We start from the raw sequence: 14,691 nt of genomic DNA on the forward strand, positions 1-14,691 counted from the left end.
CACACACGGGACTTGAACCCGATTAGTAAGATGCGCTGCCAAGCGCACAAAAAAGCGAGCATAGAGGCTCGCCTTTATTTTTTGCTAAATGCGATAAGATAAACATCTTGATCTTCTTTATTGAGACTGTTTTCGGCATTTTGCAGGATTTCCAATTGTTCGGGCGTAAGGTTAGCAAGTGGCACTTCATCCAGGTGATTGTGTTTTTCCATCATATAACCCCTTTTCTTCGTATATAGAACTAGTTTTCCAAGGGGTTATTGATTTTATGTTACACCGTAGGAAGCCCTAATTATGGTATAATTTATGATTAGTGGATATGGAATAAAATGCTAAACCCTATCCGCATACATATGACTTTTACCACGAAAAGGAGGTATTACATGAATCAGGCCTTCTCGCAATTATTCTCTATTTTTTCCCGTACAAAGCAAGATATTGAGGTATTTAACAGCATGCTCCAGCCTGTTGTCGACAATGCCCAAGATGAACATGAGCGGCTGTATTTTCACCATATCTTGGAGGAAGAAGAACAGCGCTTAGAAAGATTGGATGTTCTGCTTCCCATGCTTAAGCATTCACTAGATGAAGATTTAAGCCATCGCCAGCTCATTCAACTCTTGCAGGAACTGAGCTTAGAAAAGTTCGGGCTGCATAACTTTCGGGAACATCTTGACTTAGCGATGTTTCAGTTTACAGACGAAGAGCGACAAAGCTTACTTAAGAGCATGAGAGAAAAAACCCAAGCGGATTATCTTCAAGTGAAAGAGTTAGTCAACGAACTGAACAGTAAATTCCAGGATGTTTCTTCTCCTGTTGAAGCTTTTTCCAGTCTAGGTGCTGCCCCAGCGCCTGTCCAGGAAGCAAGTGCAGCAAAAATAGAAAAGCGCCTAACCGTAGGCAGCTTAAAAAATAAATAACCGATGAGGAGAAAATGAAATGACTAAATTAAATAGATTTCCTGATTCGCCTTTAAGTCCCACAGAGTGGCAACAGCTGGATGAAACGATTATTAATGTGGCCCGAAAGCAACTGGTTGGACGTCGTTTCATTGATATCTATGGCCCGCTAGGTCAGGGCGTTCAGAGCGTGACGAATGACATCTATGCTGAATCTCAGGATGGGGGAATCAGCTTAAGAGGAGATACTCTTTCCCTTTCCACCTCGACGAAGCGGGTAAACTTGACGATTCCCATTTTGTATAAAGATTTTATGCTTTATTGGAGAGATATCCAGCAGGCTAAAACCCTGGACATGCCGATTGACATGGGACCTGCAGCCAACGCTGCGATTCAATGTGCCCGTTTGGAAGACGACCTTATTTTTAACGGATCCGAAGAATTTGATTTGCCTGGACTGATGAATGTAAAAGGAAGGTTAACGCATATCCGCAGCGATTGGATGGAATCGGGAAAGGCGTTTGCTGATATTGTGGAAGCCCTAAATAAATTGCTGCAAATGGGACATACTGGCCCATACGCACTAGCGGTCTCTCCTCAGCTCTATTCTCTTTTGCACCGTGTTCACCCCGGTACGAACGTCTTGGAGATTGAGCATATTCGAGAACTAGTGACAGATGGGGTTTTCCAAACGCCAGCGATCAAAGGTAATGCTGGGGTACTCGTTGCGACTGGTCAGCATAATGTAGATTTGGCTATAGCTGAGGATTTTGACAGCGCGTTTCTAGGCGATGAACAGATGAATCACCTTTTCCGCGTCTACGAGTGTGCAGCTCTTCGGATCAAGCGTCCTAGCGCGATTTGTACATTGGAAGACCACGAATAAAGAAGAAAAAGAGGTGACCCGACCTAAGTTGGGTTACCTCTTTTATTATGAAACGCGCTTTTCCATTTTAACCACTTTGTTGTCACTGATGAAATCGAGATTCAAATGGTTCTTGGCAACTTCTTTCCCAATATCCTCAATAATCTGCAGAACTTCATTAAAAACCGGCTTCGCGAAGCTTCCTTCGTTTAACTGGCAAAGCTTGGTTAGATACTTTATCTTTTCCTCTGTTTTAAACTGTTTATAGAAGGAGTTGTTCAGGCTCTTGATGTACTTATGGGCAGGTTGAGAAATCATGCTGATATCATTAACGTGAACAATATATCTCTTTCCCTCTTCTGTAATAAAGGAAACCGAGTAGATGATCGGGCCTGCCATATCTATATGGGTCACAACCGCATTTGGAAATTCTTCACCGGAACGCAAACGAACGGATTCAGTTTCCACGGCTCCGCCTAGCTTTCTTTCATTGACTAACACCGTATATATATCCTTTAAACCATTAACTTGGTATAGCATATTGGTCCCCCTCTTCAGAAGTGAGAAAAATCCTCGTTATCAATGATACCAATTCTCACTATCATTTTACACCTTATATCTTTGTCCCGTCAATAATAAATGAGAATGATTTTTAAACTCTATGACTGTTTTTCTTGATTAGTGTATGAAGAATAGTATTTACTAAAATGGAAATTTTACTCCAGGAGGTCATTGGAAGATCAGGTGGGTATGGGTCATTAGGGAATTTTTTTCCGCTATTCATATTGGAAGGAGAAGAGTGTGTTTATTATGCCTATTCAACCCTTTTGTTTGAAAAAGAGTTGAATAGGCGCTCATTCTAAAAGTCTTTCAACAAGATCACATGAACCTTCCCTGGTCCATGCACACCTAGGGCTAGGTCCATTTCAATATCACCCGTACGGCTAGGTCCAGTAATAAAATTAATACAAGCCGGAAGGCCTTCTGGAACTTTAGCTTGAATATGCCGAACTGCCTGAGTTAATCGAGGGACTATGGTTTTCTCCGATAAAATACAGAGAAACACAGGGGGCAGCAAACTCACAGGCCGTCCTTTTCCTCCTCCATTAAACAGCATGACAGTCCCTGCTTCAGCTAGTCCCATTTCGGCAAAGGCGATCCCAAGGTCCATCCTTGCCGCCGCTTGGCGCAAAGTGGCTTCACCGGCAGAAGCGCTCCAAACCTGGTGCTCGAGTCCTTTCGATGCGAAAAAGGTTTCGATGCCCAAGGCTTGCAGTCGTTCATCATCCCATAACACAGACGAGGATATATTAAATTTGTTGACTACCTTTTCTAAAACGGAGGGCAGGTCTTCTACCTGTACGCGATCCACTTCCGTGTTCAGCGAATTTAGGCTTTCAATAAACTGCAGGATCAAGTCTTCCTTCGTTTTCCCCTCATAAAGATGGGTCCCTGGATCTGTCCACTTTGGAGGGGTTACCCCGGATCGGCGCTCTCGGCCTAGCTTGTTAGCCAATTTGTTTAAGAAGGCTTCTTGCTTTTGCATTATTTTTCTGTCCTCCTTCCTTCTTTTTCCCACCAATCCCGGAAGGATTGCTTGGCAGGGCGAGGCAGGTCGCGCACATCCGTCCAACCTTTCATCATGCCCGGACCTTCGGTAATCACATCATCCTTAGCGAAAAGGCCCATCCCTTTATGCGCCATGTTGACTGCCATATCATAAACGGAAGGATGGCTGGTGGCAAAAGCAAACCCCTTAAAAGCTAGCTTTTCTCCCAAAGGTGCCATTCCCTTTTCAACCTGGTCTTTTCGATGTTCAATCAACAAATCATGGAGAGGGATTTTAACCGGACACACTTCGGTGCACGCTCCGCACAAACTCGAGGCATGAGGAAGCTCTTTCCATCCTTCATACCCTTCTAAAAGTGGTGTCAGAACGGCTCCTATTGGCCCGCTATAGACTCCACCGTATGCATGTCCACCGATATGGCGGTATACAGGGCATACATTTAAACAGGCGCTGCAACGGATACACTTTAATACTTCCTGATATTCCGTCCCTAAGCTATCGGATCGGCCATTATCCAGAATAACCAAATGAAATTCCTCAGGCCCGTCCATGTCCTTTAACTGGCGAGCGGAATTGATCGCTGTTACGTAAACACTGATTTTCTGTCCTGTTGCGCTCCGCGTCAGCATCGATACCATAACGTCTAACTCTTCCCAAGTGGGAACAAGTCTCTCCATCCCCATAATGGCTATATGAACCTTAGGCAGAGTTGTGGTCAAGCGGGCATTTCCTTCATTGCTGACAAGAACCACGGAGCCCGACTCCGCTACAGCAAAATTACATCCGGAAATCCCGATATCCGCTTGCAAGAACTCTTCACGCAACGTCTCGCGAGCAAATTGGCACAGTTCAGTTGTTTCCTCTGATAACTTTCGTCCTGCCACTTCCGAAAACAGCTCGGCAATTTCTTTTCTGGTTTTGTGGATTGCAGGAGCAATGATATGGGAAGGCGTCTCATTGGCTAGCTGGATGATATACTCCCCTAAATCCGACTCAATCACCTTAATGTCCATTTCCTCTAAATGTTTGTTCAAATGGATCTCTTCCGACACCATCGATTTCGATTTAATGATCGACTTTGCTCCTTTTTCTCGAGCAATTCGGGTCACAACTTCAACGGCATCCTCTGCTGTCTCGGCAAAGTGAACATGTCCGCCATTCTTGCGAACATTGTCAGCCAGTTGTTCCAAGTAACTATCTAAGTTCTCGATGGTATGCCGGCGAATAGAAGAAGCCAATTCGCGCCACTCTTCTACATTCCCCAATTGTCCAACCGCATCGGTCCTTCCTCCCCTTAACCGGTCTTGGGCAAAGGGAACGGCTTTCTTGAGGACGGGGTCAGCTAAGGCCTTATCTACACGCTGATCAAATGCTAAAGGATGGGCACTCATTTGCTTTCTCCTCCCTTTGCCAGTACTTCCGCTACATGCATGACTTTGATGTCCTTTCCAGTACGGCTAAGCCGGCCGCCAATATTCATTAAACAGCCCATATCGGAGCCGATTAACACCTCAGCTCCCGTAGATTCAATGTTTCTTACTTTTTCATCCACCATTTTTTCCGATATATCGCTCATCTTAGCGGCGAATGTACCGCCGAAGCCACAGCAATCATTGCAGTACGGCAACTCTTCTACCTTCAGTCCCTGCACTTGCTCTAGCAAAAGTTTCGGTTCTTCTTTAATGCCCAGCCCACGGCTCATATGGCAAGACTGATGATAGGTTGCTTTAGCAGGCATTTGAATATCCTTCAACTCTACCTTTAACACATTCACCATATACTCTGAGAATTCATAAGTTTTGCTCGCGAGACCCTTTGCTTTCTTAAGCCACTCTTCATCGTTTTTAAATAATTCAGGATAATAATGGCGAATCATGGATGCACAGGAACCCGATGGTGTCACAACGGTTTCACTGTTCTCAAACGCTTTGATTAGCTGCATGGCTGAATCTTTTGCTTCTTGATGGTATCCGCTATTGTAGGCAGGCTGGCCGCAACACGTCTGCTGATTAGGAAAGTCTACCTCAACCCCATACTTTCTTAACACGTCAACAACGCTCATCCCGACCTGGGGATAAAAAACATCCGCCAGGCAGGTGATAAATAAAGAAACTTTCATGACTGACCCCCGTTGTGTTTAATCTAGATGAATATGAACGACAGATTTTACATTGAAGCAATCTGCTGCTGTAGGCACATAAAGTCTTGCCGGAAATCCTCTCGTAAGCAACTCTCCCTGATGCTTAAAGACAAGAAAAGCGGCTTCCAAATCACTCAGTTCCACTTCCTGCGAAAATCCGTCCTCAGCCACCACTTTAGCTTGCGTAAAGTTCATCGGTATATGAAGCTCTTGCAGCATTCTTTTAAAGAAAACAGCTTCTGCTTTTTTCCCGGGCAGAAAATCATCGACAGGAATACTTGGATCTTGCCAGTTTTCCATATCCCCCAAATAAACAATATGTTGTTCCTGCTTTTTATCCGTGATGGTTAGTTTCCACTCCATATACTCCTCTCCATCCTCTCACTTTTAGTGTTCTGTATTCCCAGTTAAAATTTGGAGAGCATGGGGCAGGATATCTTCAATCACTTCAAAACATTCCTTTACCCCCTTGGGGCTCCCTGGAAAATTAATGATTAATGTTTTGCCGCGTATTCCAGCAGCAGCACGGGATAAAACAGCAAATTTGGTATTGGCCAGCGTCGCTGCTCGCATCCTTTCCGGTAAGCCAGGGGCTTCTCGGTGAATCACAGCCTTCGTAGCTTCAGGAGTAACATCTCGCGGAGAAAAGCCCGTCCCACCTGTTGTAAGAATCAGGTCACAGTTCCTATCATCTGATAATAGGATTAAATGTTTTTCAATGGTTTCCTGCTCGTCAGGGATGACATGATACTCAGTGACTTCACCGTCGATTCGCTGAACCATCTCTTTCAACAACCTACCGCTTTTATCTTCGCGTTCTCCCACGCTACCTTTATCACTCGCGGTGAGAATGCCTACTGTCCATCTGGCCATCTTATACCTCCTCGGAAGCCCGTTTAAAATTTCCACTTTTCCCGCCTATTTTCGATACCAAATAAGTGGGGCCGATAACCATTCCTTTATCCATTGCTTTACACATATCATAAATCGTTAAGGCAGTAGCGCTGGCTGCTGTCAGGGCCTCCATCTCCACTCCGGTAACGCCCTTGGTCTTTACCTTCGCTTCGATATGAATCGTATCCTCTGAACTGTCATCGAATTGGATATCTACGCCGTTAATTGGGATCGGATGACACATCGGAATAATGTCGGAGGTTTTTTTCGCTGCCATTATTCCTGCAATTTGAGCAACGGCCAATACATCGCCTTTACCTACCTTGCCTTCCTTCACCCGTCTCATCGTTGCCGGTTCCATCACTACGCGACTTACTGCAATCGCCTCACGGACAGTTTCTTGCTTATCTGAAACATCGACCATCTTTGCCCGTTGCTGTTGATTGAAATGCGTCAATTGATCATCCATACAAATTCCTCCATAGCGACTCGTCTAAATAATTGAATAATAGCATTATACCACTGATTGCTTATTGATAAAGAAAAAAAACACCGTAAAATTTTTACGGTGTTTTTCAAATCCTTATTGGACAGCCAGTTTTTTCTTTCTGGATTTCATCACCTGCAGGGCAAAAATGATGGCTAATGAACCAAGTCCAATCGTATCGGTAATCAATCCTGGAACAATCAAACATAGACCAGCGGCAACCGCCCAAATTCTTTCCCACACCGCCATATGGTCCATCCAGAAACCGATGAGTCCTGCACTTATTCCGAGCATTCCCACTGTCGCGGTCATAATTACGAATAGCGCATCTCCAAACGTCGTATCTATGAGAAGAAGCTGAGGCGATAAAACAAAGATATAAGGAATAATAAACGCCGCAATCGCTAGTTTGGTCGAATTGAATCCTGTCCTCATCGGACTTCCCTTGGCAATACCGGCGGCTGCAAAAGCGGCAAGACAAACCGGCGGAGTAATGTCTGCTACGATCCCAAAGTAGAACGTAAACATATGAGCCGATAAGGTTGGTGCCCCCAAAGCGATGATCGCGGGTGCAGCGATCGTTGACGTAATGATATAGTTGGCTGTCGTTGGCGTCCCCATCCCCAAAATAATGGAGGCAATCATGGTAAAGAACAAGGTAAGAAGAATGATCCCTCCGGAGAAAGCGAGCAATCCATTGGCAAATTTCAAACCGACACCCGTAAGCGTTACAACCCCTACTATCATTCCTGCGGATGCGGTAGCTGCCGCTACGGCCAATGCTGCTCTGGCGCCGCTTTCTAATGCACGTAAAATATCCATCGGGGACATTCTAGTCTCTTTGTTGAAAGCCCCTACGATAATGGTAGTTAGGATTCCATAAAGAGCAGCTCTTGTTGGCGAGACACCTGACATAAGGAATCCAATAATAGCAATAATAGGCAAGAGAAGATACGATCGCTTTAATACATCTTTCTTGTCCGGCATTTCTTCTTTCGTGAGTCCTCGCAATCCAATCCGCTTGGCTTCAAAGTGAACCATAATCCAAATCCCTGCAAAATATAAGATGGCTGGTATCGCCGCCGCTTTAGCTATATCCCAATATGGGACACCCGTAAATTCCGCCATTAAAAAGGCAGCAGCGCCCATTACTGGGGGCATAATTTGTCCTCCTGTGGAGGAAGCCGCCTCTACGGCACCTGCAAATTCACTTCGATAGCCTAACCTTTTCATCATAGGAATTGTAAATGATCCAGAAGTTACCACATTCGCTACCGAGCTTCCGCTAATTGTCCCTTGCAAGGCACTGGAAAAAACCGCAACCTTGGCCGGACCGCCAATTCTTCTTCCCGCCACAACGAGAGCCAAGTCATTGAAATAAGCACCCACTCCCGTCTTTTCCAAAAATGCACCAAAGAGCAAAAACAGAAAGATAAATGTAGCCGATACGCTAAGGGGCGTTCCCAAAATCCCCTCCAAGGTAAAGTACATATGACTAATCAGCCGTTCAATCGAAACGCCGCGATGAGTCAAAAAACCTGGCAAGAGATTTCCGTAAAGAGCATACAAAAGAAAAATGGTGGCGATAATCACGATTGGAATCCCTACCACCCTGCGAGTCGCTTCCAAGATCAAAAGAATGACAATTCCACCCACAAGAATGTCCGTTTGGTTAAAGTTTCCGATACGGGTAATAAGGGCATCGAAATTATAAAGCCAATATAAACTGCATACGACTGCGATAATCGCAAGAAGTCCGTCAATAATCGGAACCTTCGTTCTTGTTCCTTTTCCTGTCGCTGGAAATAACAAATAAATAAGTCCTAAAGCAAACGCCAAGTGGATGGACCGATGTATTTGTGCCGGCGGAGGAGGAAAAACCGATGCATATAATTGGTAAACCGAGAAACCAATAGCTAATAGCGTAACGACCCAGCCCATGAAACCTTTCAGGTTTCGGTAAGAGGATTCCTTATCATACTTTGAAAGCAGTTCTTGCACTTGATCTTCGGACATGGCTGCGTCCGTTTGAGCCTTTTTTTCATTTTCCATATGGCCATTCCCCCTTCCATAATGCTAACAATGATACCCTTTTTATCTCTATGCGGACCCAGCTTCCGGGCGGATTAATGCGGGATAAAGGCACCCAATGATCCTTAATCTTAAGATGGTGATCCGCTACGACTTGACCAATAGCCTGATCAATGTACGAAAACTGACGCTGTATGTTGCCTATTATGTATTTTCCGTTCTCATGCTTGTAGGTTTGGCCCGGCTCCAAGGTTGAAGGATTCCCGACGCCATAGGATTCATAGATAACCTTGTCTAAAACAAGATTATACCTTTCGTTAATATAATATTCTTCATAAACGGGTGTCTTATGAATGGAATGAATAAATTGGATGGCAAAACGTTCTTGGGCCTTTACCTTTGCTGCATATTTTAGCTTCCCACTTTTCCCATCAGATAGCGTGAGCGCCAGGTGGAAAGGCCCCACAACCAAGAATACTAAGCAAAAAGCCATCAAGAGAAGTTTCGTAGCCTTTTTCATGTCGCAAATAAAAGAGGAGGGAGGCATAATCACCTCCCTACCCTCACATTCCTATTTTACGCCTTTTTCTTCGAAATACTTGGCAGCACCAGGGTGCACATCTAAACTTACACCTTCTAATGCTTTCTCAAGCTGGATTTCTCCTGCCTTGGCATGAACCGACTTCATTTGCTCTAAATTCTCAAAAAAAGCTTTGGTCATGTTATAGACAAGAGTTGCATCCAATTCTGCACGAGCAACCAATTGAGCCTTAACAGCTACCGTAGTCACTTCTTCATCGAACCCAGGATAAGTTCCTGCTGGAATTTTTTGCTCTGCATAGTATGGATACTTTTCAATAATCTTGGCGATATGATCAGTGTCGATTCCAACTACGCGAACTCCCTTAGTAGCCGCTAGCTCATTAACTGCAGCAGTCGGAGTTCCCGCCGTTACGAATGCAGCATCCAAAGTTCCATCTTGAATAAAGCTTGTGGATTCACCAAATGCTAAACGATCCGCCTTACCGAGGTCATCAAACGTTAACCCATATGCTTCAAGAATTTGTTGAGCGTTGGCTTCTGTGCCACTTCCGGGTGCACCAACCGATACGCGCTTTCCTTTTAAATCTTCAACCGTTTTTATCGGGCTGTCTTTAGCAACGATGATTTGAATGGTCTCATTATAAAGAGAGGCAACGGCTTGTAAGTTATCGATGGCTCCGCCGTCCTTAAACATTAGTGTTCCCTTAGATGCATAATCGGCAATGTCTCCTTGCGTAAAGGCAAGATCAACCTGACCGTCTTTGATGAGACGCATATTTTCTACAGAAGCTCCGGTACTTTGAGCAGACGAATTGATCTTAGCTTTATCTGTAAAGATTTGTGCCATTCCTCCACCAAGTGGATAATAAGTACCAGAAGTACCGCCAGTGGCTATGATGATGGAATCAGGTGTTTCACCCTTTGCTTGATCTTGTTGTCCTGGTTGCTCCGCAGGTTGCTCAGCTGGCGCAGGCTGCTCGGCTTGATTGCCGCCGCATGCTACGGCAAATAATGCGAAGACAAGAGTAAATACTAACATGGAAAGAAAGCTCTTTTTCTTCATTTGTATACCCCCTTTATTTTTTACTCCGTCTAGGATTTTACTATATTTTGCATATTTTATCAAATCTTTGAGGTGATACTACAATGAGGTGGTTTGTCCCCTGTCTTGTCTTTCTGTTGGTATTTTTTCCTATTTCCGCCTCTTTTGGCGAAGAAGGGGTTTACTTATTCATCTCCAAATCTAGGAATGAACTACTAGTCGTCCTGAATGATACCCCCGTTTTTCGCTTTCCCGTTGCGACAGGCAAATCCGTTGGAAAAACACCAGAGGGGACATTTGAAATTATCCGAAAGGTAAAAAACCCCTGGTATATCCCAAAGAATATCCCAGGGGCAGATCCTAAAAACCCAATTGGAACCCGGTGGCTTGGTTTAAATGTGCCAGGCACCGACGGTTATAAGTATGGCATTCATGGTACGAATGATCCGAACAGCATAGGGAAGCATGTCAGCCAAGGGTGCATTAGAATGACAAATCCGAACGTAGAATGGCTGTTCCGGCACATCCCTTTAGGTACGAAGGTCATCATCACTCAATGAGCCCTTTAGCCAATCATATTTCGAAAATCTTCCTCGGAAATCAATACTTCCCTTGGCTTGCTGCCTGACTGGCCAGCGATAAAGCCTTCCGATTCCATCATATCAATTAAACGCGCCGCGCGATTATAACCGATGCGGAAGCGTCTCTGCAGAGAGGAAGCAGAAGCTTGTCCTTGTTCCACAACGAACAGAAGCGCATCCTCAAAGATCTCATCCTCGTTTTCTCCGCTCGATTGCACGGCGCGGGTAAGCTCTTCCTTATCAAATAAATACTGGACTTTCTGCTGCTTTTTAACATGATCAACAACCGCTTCAATTTCATCATCAGAAACAAAATTTCCTTGCAATCGAATGGGCTTGGCCAAACCACTAGGATAATAAAGCATATCCCCTTTACCAAGGAGTCTCTCCGCCCCTCCCATATCCAAGATGGTTCGGGAGTCTGCTCCTGAGGACACCGCAAATGCTACTCTGCTTGGAATGTTAGCCTTAATTAACCCTGTGATTACATCTACTGATGGACGCTGGGTAGCGACAAGCAAATGAATACCACACGCTCGTGCTTTTTGAGCGATTCGACAGATTGCCTCCTCGACATCACCCGGTGCAACCATCATGAGATCCGCTAACTCGTCGATAATTATAACGATGTATGGAAGCTTTTCTAATCCCTCTTGTACAGCGTTATGATTGTACCGTTCAATATCGCGTGCACCCTTATCTGCAAATTTCTCATAGCGAGCATCCATTTCTTCCACTGCCCAACGAAGAGCCGCCGTAGCTTGCTTTGGATCAGTCACCACAGGCGTTAAAAGGTGCGGAATATGGTTATAAGGCGCTAACTCCACAACCTTCGGGTCTACCAGGATTAAACGGACCTCCGAAGGCTTCGCCTTGTACAATAAGCTTACTAAGATAGAATTGATGCATACGCTTTTCCCAGAACCCGTCGAACCTGCAATAAGTCCATGCGGCATTTTCTTTAAATCCCCGATGATTGGCTCTCCGCCAATATCTCTGCCAAGCGCTACAGCCAAAGGAGATGGATGAGAGCGGAATTCTTCCGACTCGATAATCGAGCGAATAAATACAGGCGCAGCAATTTCATTGGGCACTTCGATGCCAATTGCAGAACGACCGGGAATGGGTGCTTCCATACGAATGTCCTTAGCAGCTAAAGCTAGCTTGATATCATCGATCAGGTTTGTGAACTTATTGACCTTTACCCCTGGAGCAGGCTGGAGCTCATATCGTGTCACAGTAGGTCCTTTAACAACACCTATAACATCTGCGTTAACATGAAAATTCTCAAGAGCCACCGTTAGTTTCTCGATCTGCTCCTCTGTATGCTCATCACTTTGCCCTTGTAAAATCGGTTCTTTGTTAAGCAGGTGAAGCGACGGCATCTTATAGAAGGAGGAGTCAGAGGCCACAGGCACTGCTGGGGTCTTTACTCCTGTAGACGAATAAAAAACTCCTGGTGTCGAGATTGGCGTGTCGGTCGATACTTCGCTTGTTGCTGCTAACTGTGCACGGTTCACCTGAAGGTAAGAGGGTATTGATGGAGTAGCGGGTACAGGTGGTGATACAGGTACAGTAGGACTCTCTTTCACATATGATTCTTCTATAGATGAAGCAGATGATACTGAAGGAGCCACAGATCGAGTTGAAACAGCTGATTCTGTTGGGGACGAATAAAGCTTTTCTATAGTATGGGTAACTGGTTCATCAACAACAGATATCGTTTCGATAGTTTCAGAAGCTTCTACAGTATTCTGGATTGATTCAGTATTGTCCGGTTTTTCATACGTGAGATCAGTTTCGATTTCAATTAGATCTCCTTCAGTAATATTTAAAGCTTGATTGGGCTTCTCAATTGTTGGTGTAACATTTGCAGGTTCTATAATAGCCTCTAGGACAACCGGTTGTTTGGTTTCTGTTTCCTCGAACCGCTTAGATAATGGATTTGCTTCCTCATTCCTAGAACTAATCCCTGTATGGACAAAGCTATCTAAACTTCGCATCTTATTTTGATCTGTGCGTACCGTACCATAGATAGGAGAAACAATAGCGGTAGGTTTAAATGCTGGTTTTTTATTCTCTGTGTTTTCTTTTGTATTAGGCCCTTGTTGTGCATTTCTTCTTGCGTTATTTAATGTGGAATGATTATTCGCAGGAACGTGTTCTTTACGTACACTTTTATTTATCTCATCTTGGACTCGCTGTCGAGGATTTCTCCTAACCTGTTGAGAAGCGTTAGCGGCGGCGGCCCTTACCACCTCATCGGGAATGACAGGAAAGCGAAAAGGAGAAGCCGCTGACTGGTTCTTAGGGTAAACGGTCCTAGTGCGTACGTGAACCTCAGGTCTAGATCGATCCCCTTTCTCCTTATAATCATGTTTTATGATCTTTTCTTCATCCGTTTCATTTTCTGAACCTAATGCATCAGAAAATCTCTTCCACCAGCTTTTCATAACTTGCCACATCCTTTGTTAAACAAGTAAACCAAATTCTTCATTTTTTTAATCTTATCATGAGTCTTCTTCCTATTGAAGAAAAAATAAAAAAACCCTACATTAGTAGGAGTTTGGGGTGGTCGGAGTACTGCAGATCGATTTAAGACTGAGAGGGGGGATAGTCACGGTTTTTAAAATAAACTCACGAAGCAGATTGTTTTTGTCACGAAATCTATCCTCGTGATCATGAAGAGGAAATGATTCCAGATAATACAAGATAATATAGAGAAAATATTCACGAAATGCCTGCACTTACTCATAACATCTGAGATTATTAGAGACAGGCATGTCTAAATTCGACTTAAAAAGGTTATCAATTGAAGAAAACTCACATATTTTCTAGAATACTCACGAATGAGATCGTTTTTCTCACGGAATAACTCTTCTTACTCACAAACTGGAGAACATTACAGATGAGATAGAGAAAATACTGCCCTAAAAACAGCATTTACTCCCAACTCAGGAATCATTACAAACAAGCCCGTTTAAAATCGTCTTATGAGATTTCTTATCTGAAGCAAACTCACGAATTTCTTAAAATACTCACAATCATGCTCTTCATTGTTACAAAATAAGCACTCATGATCATGAATGTAAAACGATTACAAATAACCAGAAACAAAAAATAGTGAATTCTTAATATAACAAAAAAACGCATCTCTGCGATTCTAGTCTCAATTCATATGTAGCTATATGGCAGGGGCAGTAGGAATCGAACCCACACTGGAGGTTTTGGAGACCTCTGTTCTACCGTTAAACTATGCCCCTAGTATGATATGGTAGCGGCGGAGGGGATCGAACCCCCGACCTTACGGGTATGAACCGTACGCTCTAGCCAGCTGAGCTACACCGCCATAAAACCTAGAAGCTTGTACCGACCTTATTGGCCAACAGTCACTGGCGGAGAGTGAGGGATTCGAACCCTCGCAGCAGTTGCCCACTCTAACGGTTTAGCAAACCGTCCCCTTCGGCCTCTTGGGTAACTCTCCATATGGTGGCAGAGAGGAAGGGATTCGAACCCTCGATACGCTCATCACGTATACACGATTTCCAATCGTGCTCCTTCGACCACTCGGACACCTCTCTACATGGCTCCTCAGGACGGACTCGAACCGCCAGCCTACCGGTTAACAGCCGGTTGCTC

At 44.4% G+C, this 14,691-nt stretch carries 15 protein-coding genes and 4 tRNA genes; 3 read left to right on the plus strand and 16 right to left on the minus strand.

The genetic code is table 11. From position 1 onward, the window contains the following. Window positions 1–74 precede the first annotated feature (74 nt). Window positions 75–215: a hypothetical protein gene (locus ABLT31_RS36980; protein ID WP_367760729.1), complete on the minus strand. Its 141-nt coding sequence runs from the start codon at window positions 213–215 to the stop codon at window positions 75–77. A 168-nt stretch (window positions 216–383) separates the two neighbouring features. Here ABLT31_RS36980 and ABLT31_RS36985 point away from each other — a divergent pair, with 168 nt between their 5' ends. Both ABLT31_RS36985 and ABLT31_RS36990 read left to right on the plus strand, forming a co-directional pair. Beyond that, entirely contained in the window at window positions 384–920 is a 537-nt protein-coding gene (locus ABLT31_RS36985) for an IMEF encapsulin system ferritin-like cargo protein (RefSeq protein ID WP_367760730.1), read from the plus strand. Between the two features lie 19 nt (window positions 921–939). Further along, on the plus strand, window positions 940–1,785 hold the full coding sequence (locus ABLT31_RS36990; RefSeq protein ID WP_367760731.1) for a family 1 encapsulin nanocompartment shell protein: 846 nt from the start codon (window positions 940–942) through the stop codon (window positions 1,783–1,785). A 45-nt stretch (window positions 1,786–1,830) separates the two neighbouring features. Here the strand turns inward: ABLT31_RS36990 and ABLT31_RS36995 are convergent, their stop codons facing one another. From ABLT31_RS36995 to ABLT31_RS37040, 10 genes are all read right to left on the minus strand, one after another. Next, a complete protein-coding gene (locus ABLT31_RS36995; RefSeq protein ID WP_367760732.1) occupies window positions 1,831–2,304 on the minus strand; it encodes a hypothetical protein in 474 nt (157 codons plus the stop codon). A gap of 319 nt (window positions 2,305–2,623) precedes the next feature. Continuing rightward, window positions 2,624–3,310: a LutC/YkgG family protein gene (locus ABLT31_RS37000; protein WP_367760733.1), complete on the minus strand. Its 687-nt coding sequence runs from the start codon at window positions 3,308–3,310 to the stop codon at window positions 2,624–2,626. After that, a complete protein-coding gene (locus tag ABLT31_RS37005) occupies window positions 3,310–4,725 on the minus strand; it encodes a LutB/LldF family L-lactate oxidation iron-sulfur protein (RefSeq protein WP_367760734.1) in 1,416 nt (471 codons plus the stop codon). Before ABLT31_RS37005 ends, ABLT31_RS37000 begins: the two co-directional genes overlap by 1 nt. Beyond that, a complete protein-coding gene (locus ABLT31_RS37010) occupies window positions 4,722–5,453 on the minus strand; it encodes a (Fe-S)-binding protein (protein ID WP_367760735.1) in 732 nt (243 codons plus the stop codon). Before ABLT31_RS37010 ends, ABLT31_RS37005 begins: the two co-directional genes overlap by 4 nt. An 18-nt stretch (window positions 5,454–5,471) precedes the next feature. Beyond that, window positions 5,472–5,837 (minus strand): molybdopterin-binding protein, encoded by a 366-nt coding sequence (locus ABLT31_RS37015; RefSeq protein ID WP_367760737.1) that lies wholly within the window; start codon window positions 5,835–5,837, stop codon window positions 5,472–5,474. Window positions 5,838–5,861: 24 nt separating this feature from the next. Beyond that, the gene (gene mog / locus ABLT31_RS37020) at window positions 5,862–6,347 is read right to left on the minus strand and encodes a molybdopterin adenylyltransferase (RefSeq protein WP_367760738.1); all 486 of its coding nucleotides are present in this window, start codon (window positions 6,345–6,347) and stop codon (window positions 5,862–5,864) included. 1 nt (window position 6,348) lies between these two features. Further along, window positions 6,349–6,837, minus strand: a complete 489-nt coding sequence (moaC, locus tag ABLT31_RS37025; RefSeq protein WP_367760739.1) for a cyclic pyranopterin monophosphate synthase MoaC — start codon at window positions 6,835–6,837, stop codon at window positions 6,349–6,351. Between the two features lie 114 nt (window positions 6,838–6,951). After that, the gene (locus ABLT31_RS37030; protein WP_367760740.1) at window positions 6,952–8,907 is read right to left on the minus strand and encodes a TRAP transporter permease; all 1,956 of its coding nucleotides are present in this window, start codon (window positions 8,905–8,907) and stop codon (window positions 6,952–6,954) included. Further along, window positions 8,897–9,406 carry a DUF1850 domain-containing protein gene (locus tag ABLT31_RS37035; RefSeq protein WP_367760741.1) on the minus strand — a complete coding sequence of 170 codons (510 nt, stop codon included), beginning with the start codon at window positions 9,404–9,406 and terminating at the stop codon, window positions 8,897–8,899. The genes ABLT31_RS37030 and ABLT31_RS37035 overlap by 11 nt, the downstream gene beginning before the upstream one ends. A 51-nt stretch (window positions 9,407–9,457) precedes the next feature. After that, window positions 9,458–10,492: a TAXI family TRAP transporter solute-binding subunit gene (locus tag ABLT31_RS37040; protein WP_367760742.1), complete on the minus strand. Its 1,035-nt coding sequence runs from the start codon at window positions 10,490–10,492 to the stop codon at window positions 9,458–9,460. Window positions 10,493–10,575: 83 nt separating this feature from the next. Between ABLT31_RS37040 and ABLT31_RS37045 the strand changes: the two genes are divergently transcribed. After that, window positions 10,576–11,031 (plus strand): L,D-transpeptidase, encoded by a 456-nt coding sequence (locus ABLT31_RS37045; RefSeq protein ID WP_367760743.1) that lies wholly within the window; start codon window positions 10,576–10,578, stop codon window positions 11,029–11,031. Window positions 11,032–11,036: 5 nt separating this feature from the next. Here the strand turns inward: ABLT31_RS37045 and ABLT31_RS37050 are convergent, their stop codons facing one another. The 5 genes from ABLT31_RS37050 to ABLT31_RS37070 all read right to left on the minus strand — a co-directional run bounded on the left by ABLT31_RS37050 (window position 11,037) and on the right by ABLT31_RS37070 (window position 14,633). Then, the gene (locus ABLT31_RS37050; protein WP_367760744.1) at window positions 11,037–13,505 is read right to left on the minus strand and encodes a DNA translocase FtsK; all 2,469 of its coding nucleotides are present in this window, start codon (window positions 13,503–13,505) and stop codon (window positions 11,037–11,039) included. A 736-nt stretch (window positions 13,506–14,241) separates the two neighbouring features. Then, a tRNA-Trp gene (locus tag ABLT31_RS37055) sits at window positions 14,242–14,315 on the minus strand. Between the two features lie 9 nt (window positions 14,316–14,324). Further along, window positions 14,325–14,401: transfer RNA gene (locus ABLT31_RS37060), tRNA-Met, on the minus strand. Window positions 14,402–14,445: 44 nt separating this feature from the next. Beyond that, window positions 14,446–14,536 (minus strand) — tRNA-Ser (locus ABLT31_RS37065). Between the two features lie 6 nt (window positions 14,537–14,542). Beyond that, window positions 14,543–14,633, minus strand: a tRNA-Ser gene (locus tag ABLT31_RS37070). Between the last annotated feature and the right edge of the window lie 58 nt (window positions 14,634–14,691).

Source organism: Ammoniphilus soli (genome assembly GCF_040813775.1).

Coding starts and splice junctions, on each gene's coding strand:
- moaC (WP_367760739.1), bottom strand. CDS start 6,837: ATGGATGATCAATTGACGCATTTCAATCAACAGCAACGGGCAAAGATG.
- ABLT31_RS36990 (WP_367760731.1), top strand. CDS start 940: ATGACTAAATTAAATAGATTTCCTGATTCGCCTTTAAGTCCCACAGAG.
- ABLT31_RS36995 (WP_367760732.1), bottom strand. CDS start 2,304: ATGCTATACCAAGTTAATGGTTTAAAGGATATATATACGGTGTTAGTC.
- ABLT31_RS37000 (WP_367760733.1), bottom strand. CDS start 3,310: ATGCAAAAGCAAGAAGCCTTCTTAAACAAATTGGCTAACAAGCTAGGC.
- ABLT31_RS37035 (WP_367760741.1), bottom strand. CDS start 9,406: ATGAAAAAGGCTACGAAACTTCTCTTGATGGCTTTTTGCTTAGTATTC.
- ABLT31_RS37030 (WP_367760740.1), bottom strand. CDS start 8,907: ATGGAAAATGAAAAAAAGGCTCAAACGGACGCAGCCATGTCCGAAGAT.
- ABLT31_RS36985 (WP_367760730.1), top strand. CDS start 384: ATGAATCAGGCCTTCTCGCAATTATTCTCTATTTTTTCCCGTACAAAG.
- ABLT31_RS37015 (WP_367760737.1), bottom strand. CDS start 5,837: ATGGAGTGGAAACTAACCATCACGGATAAAAAGCAGGAACAACATATT.
- ABLT31_RS36980 (WP_367760729.1), bottom strand. CDS start 215: ATGATGGAAAAACACAATCACCTGGATGAAGTGCCACTTGCTAACCTT.
- ABLT31_RS37040 (WP_367760742.1), bottom strand. CDS start 10,492: ATGAAGAAAAAGAGCTTTCTTTCCATGTTAGTATTTACTCTTGTCTTC.
- mog (WP_367760738.1), bottom strand. CDS start 6,347: ATGGCCAGATGGACAGTAGGCATTCTCACCGCGAGTGATAAAGGTAGC.
- ABLT31_RS37050 (WP_367760744.1), bottom strand. CDS start 13,505: ATGAAAAGCTGGTGGAAGAGATTTTCTGATGCATTAGGTTCAGAAAAT.
- ABLT31_RS37045 (WP_367760743.1), top strand. CDS start 10,576: ATGAGGTGGTTTGTCCCCTGTCTTGTCTTTCTGTTGGTATTTTTTCCT.
- ABLT31_RS37005 (WP_367760734.1), bottom strand. CDS start 4,725: ATGAGTGCCCATCCTTTAGCATTTGATCAGCGTGTAGATAAGGCCTTA.
- ABLT31_RS37010 (WP_367760735.1), bottom strand. CDS start 5,453: ATGAAAGTTTCTTTATTTATCACCTGCCTGGCGGATGTTTTTTATCCC.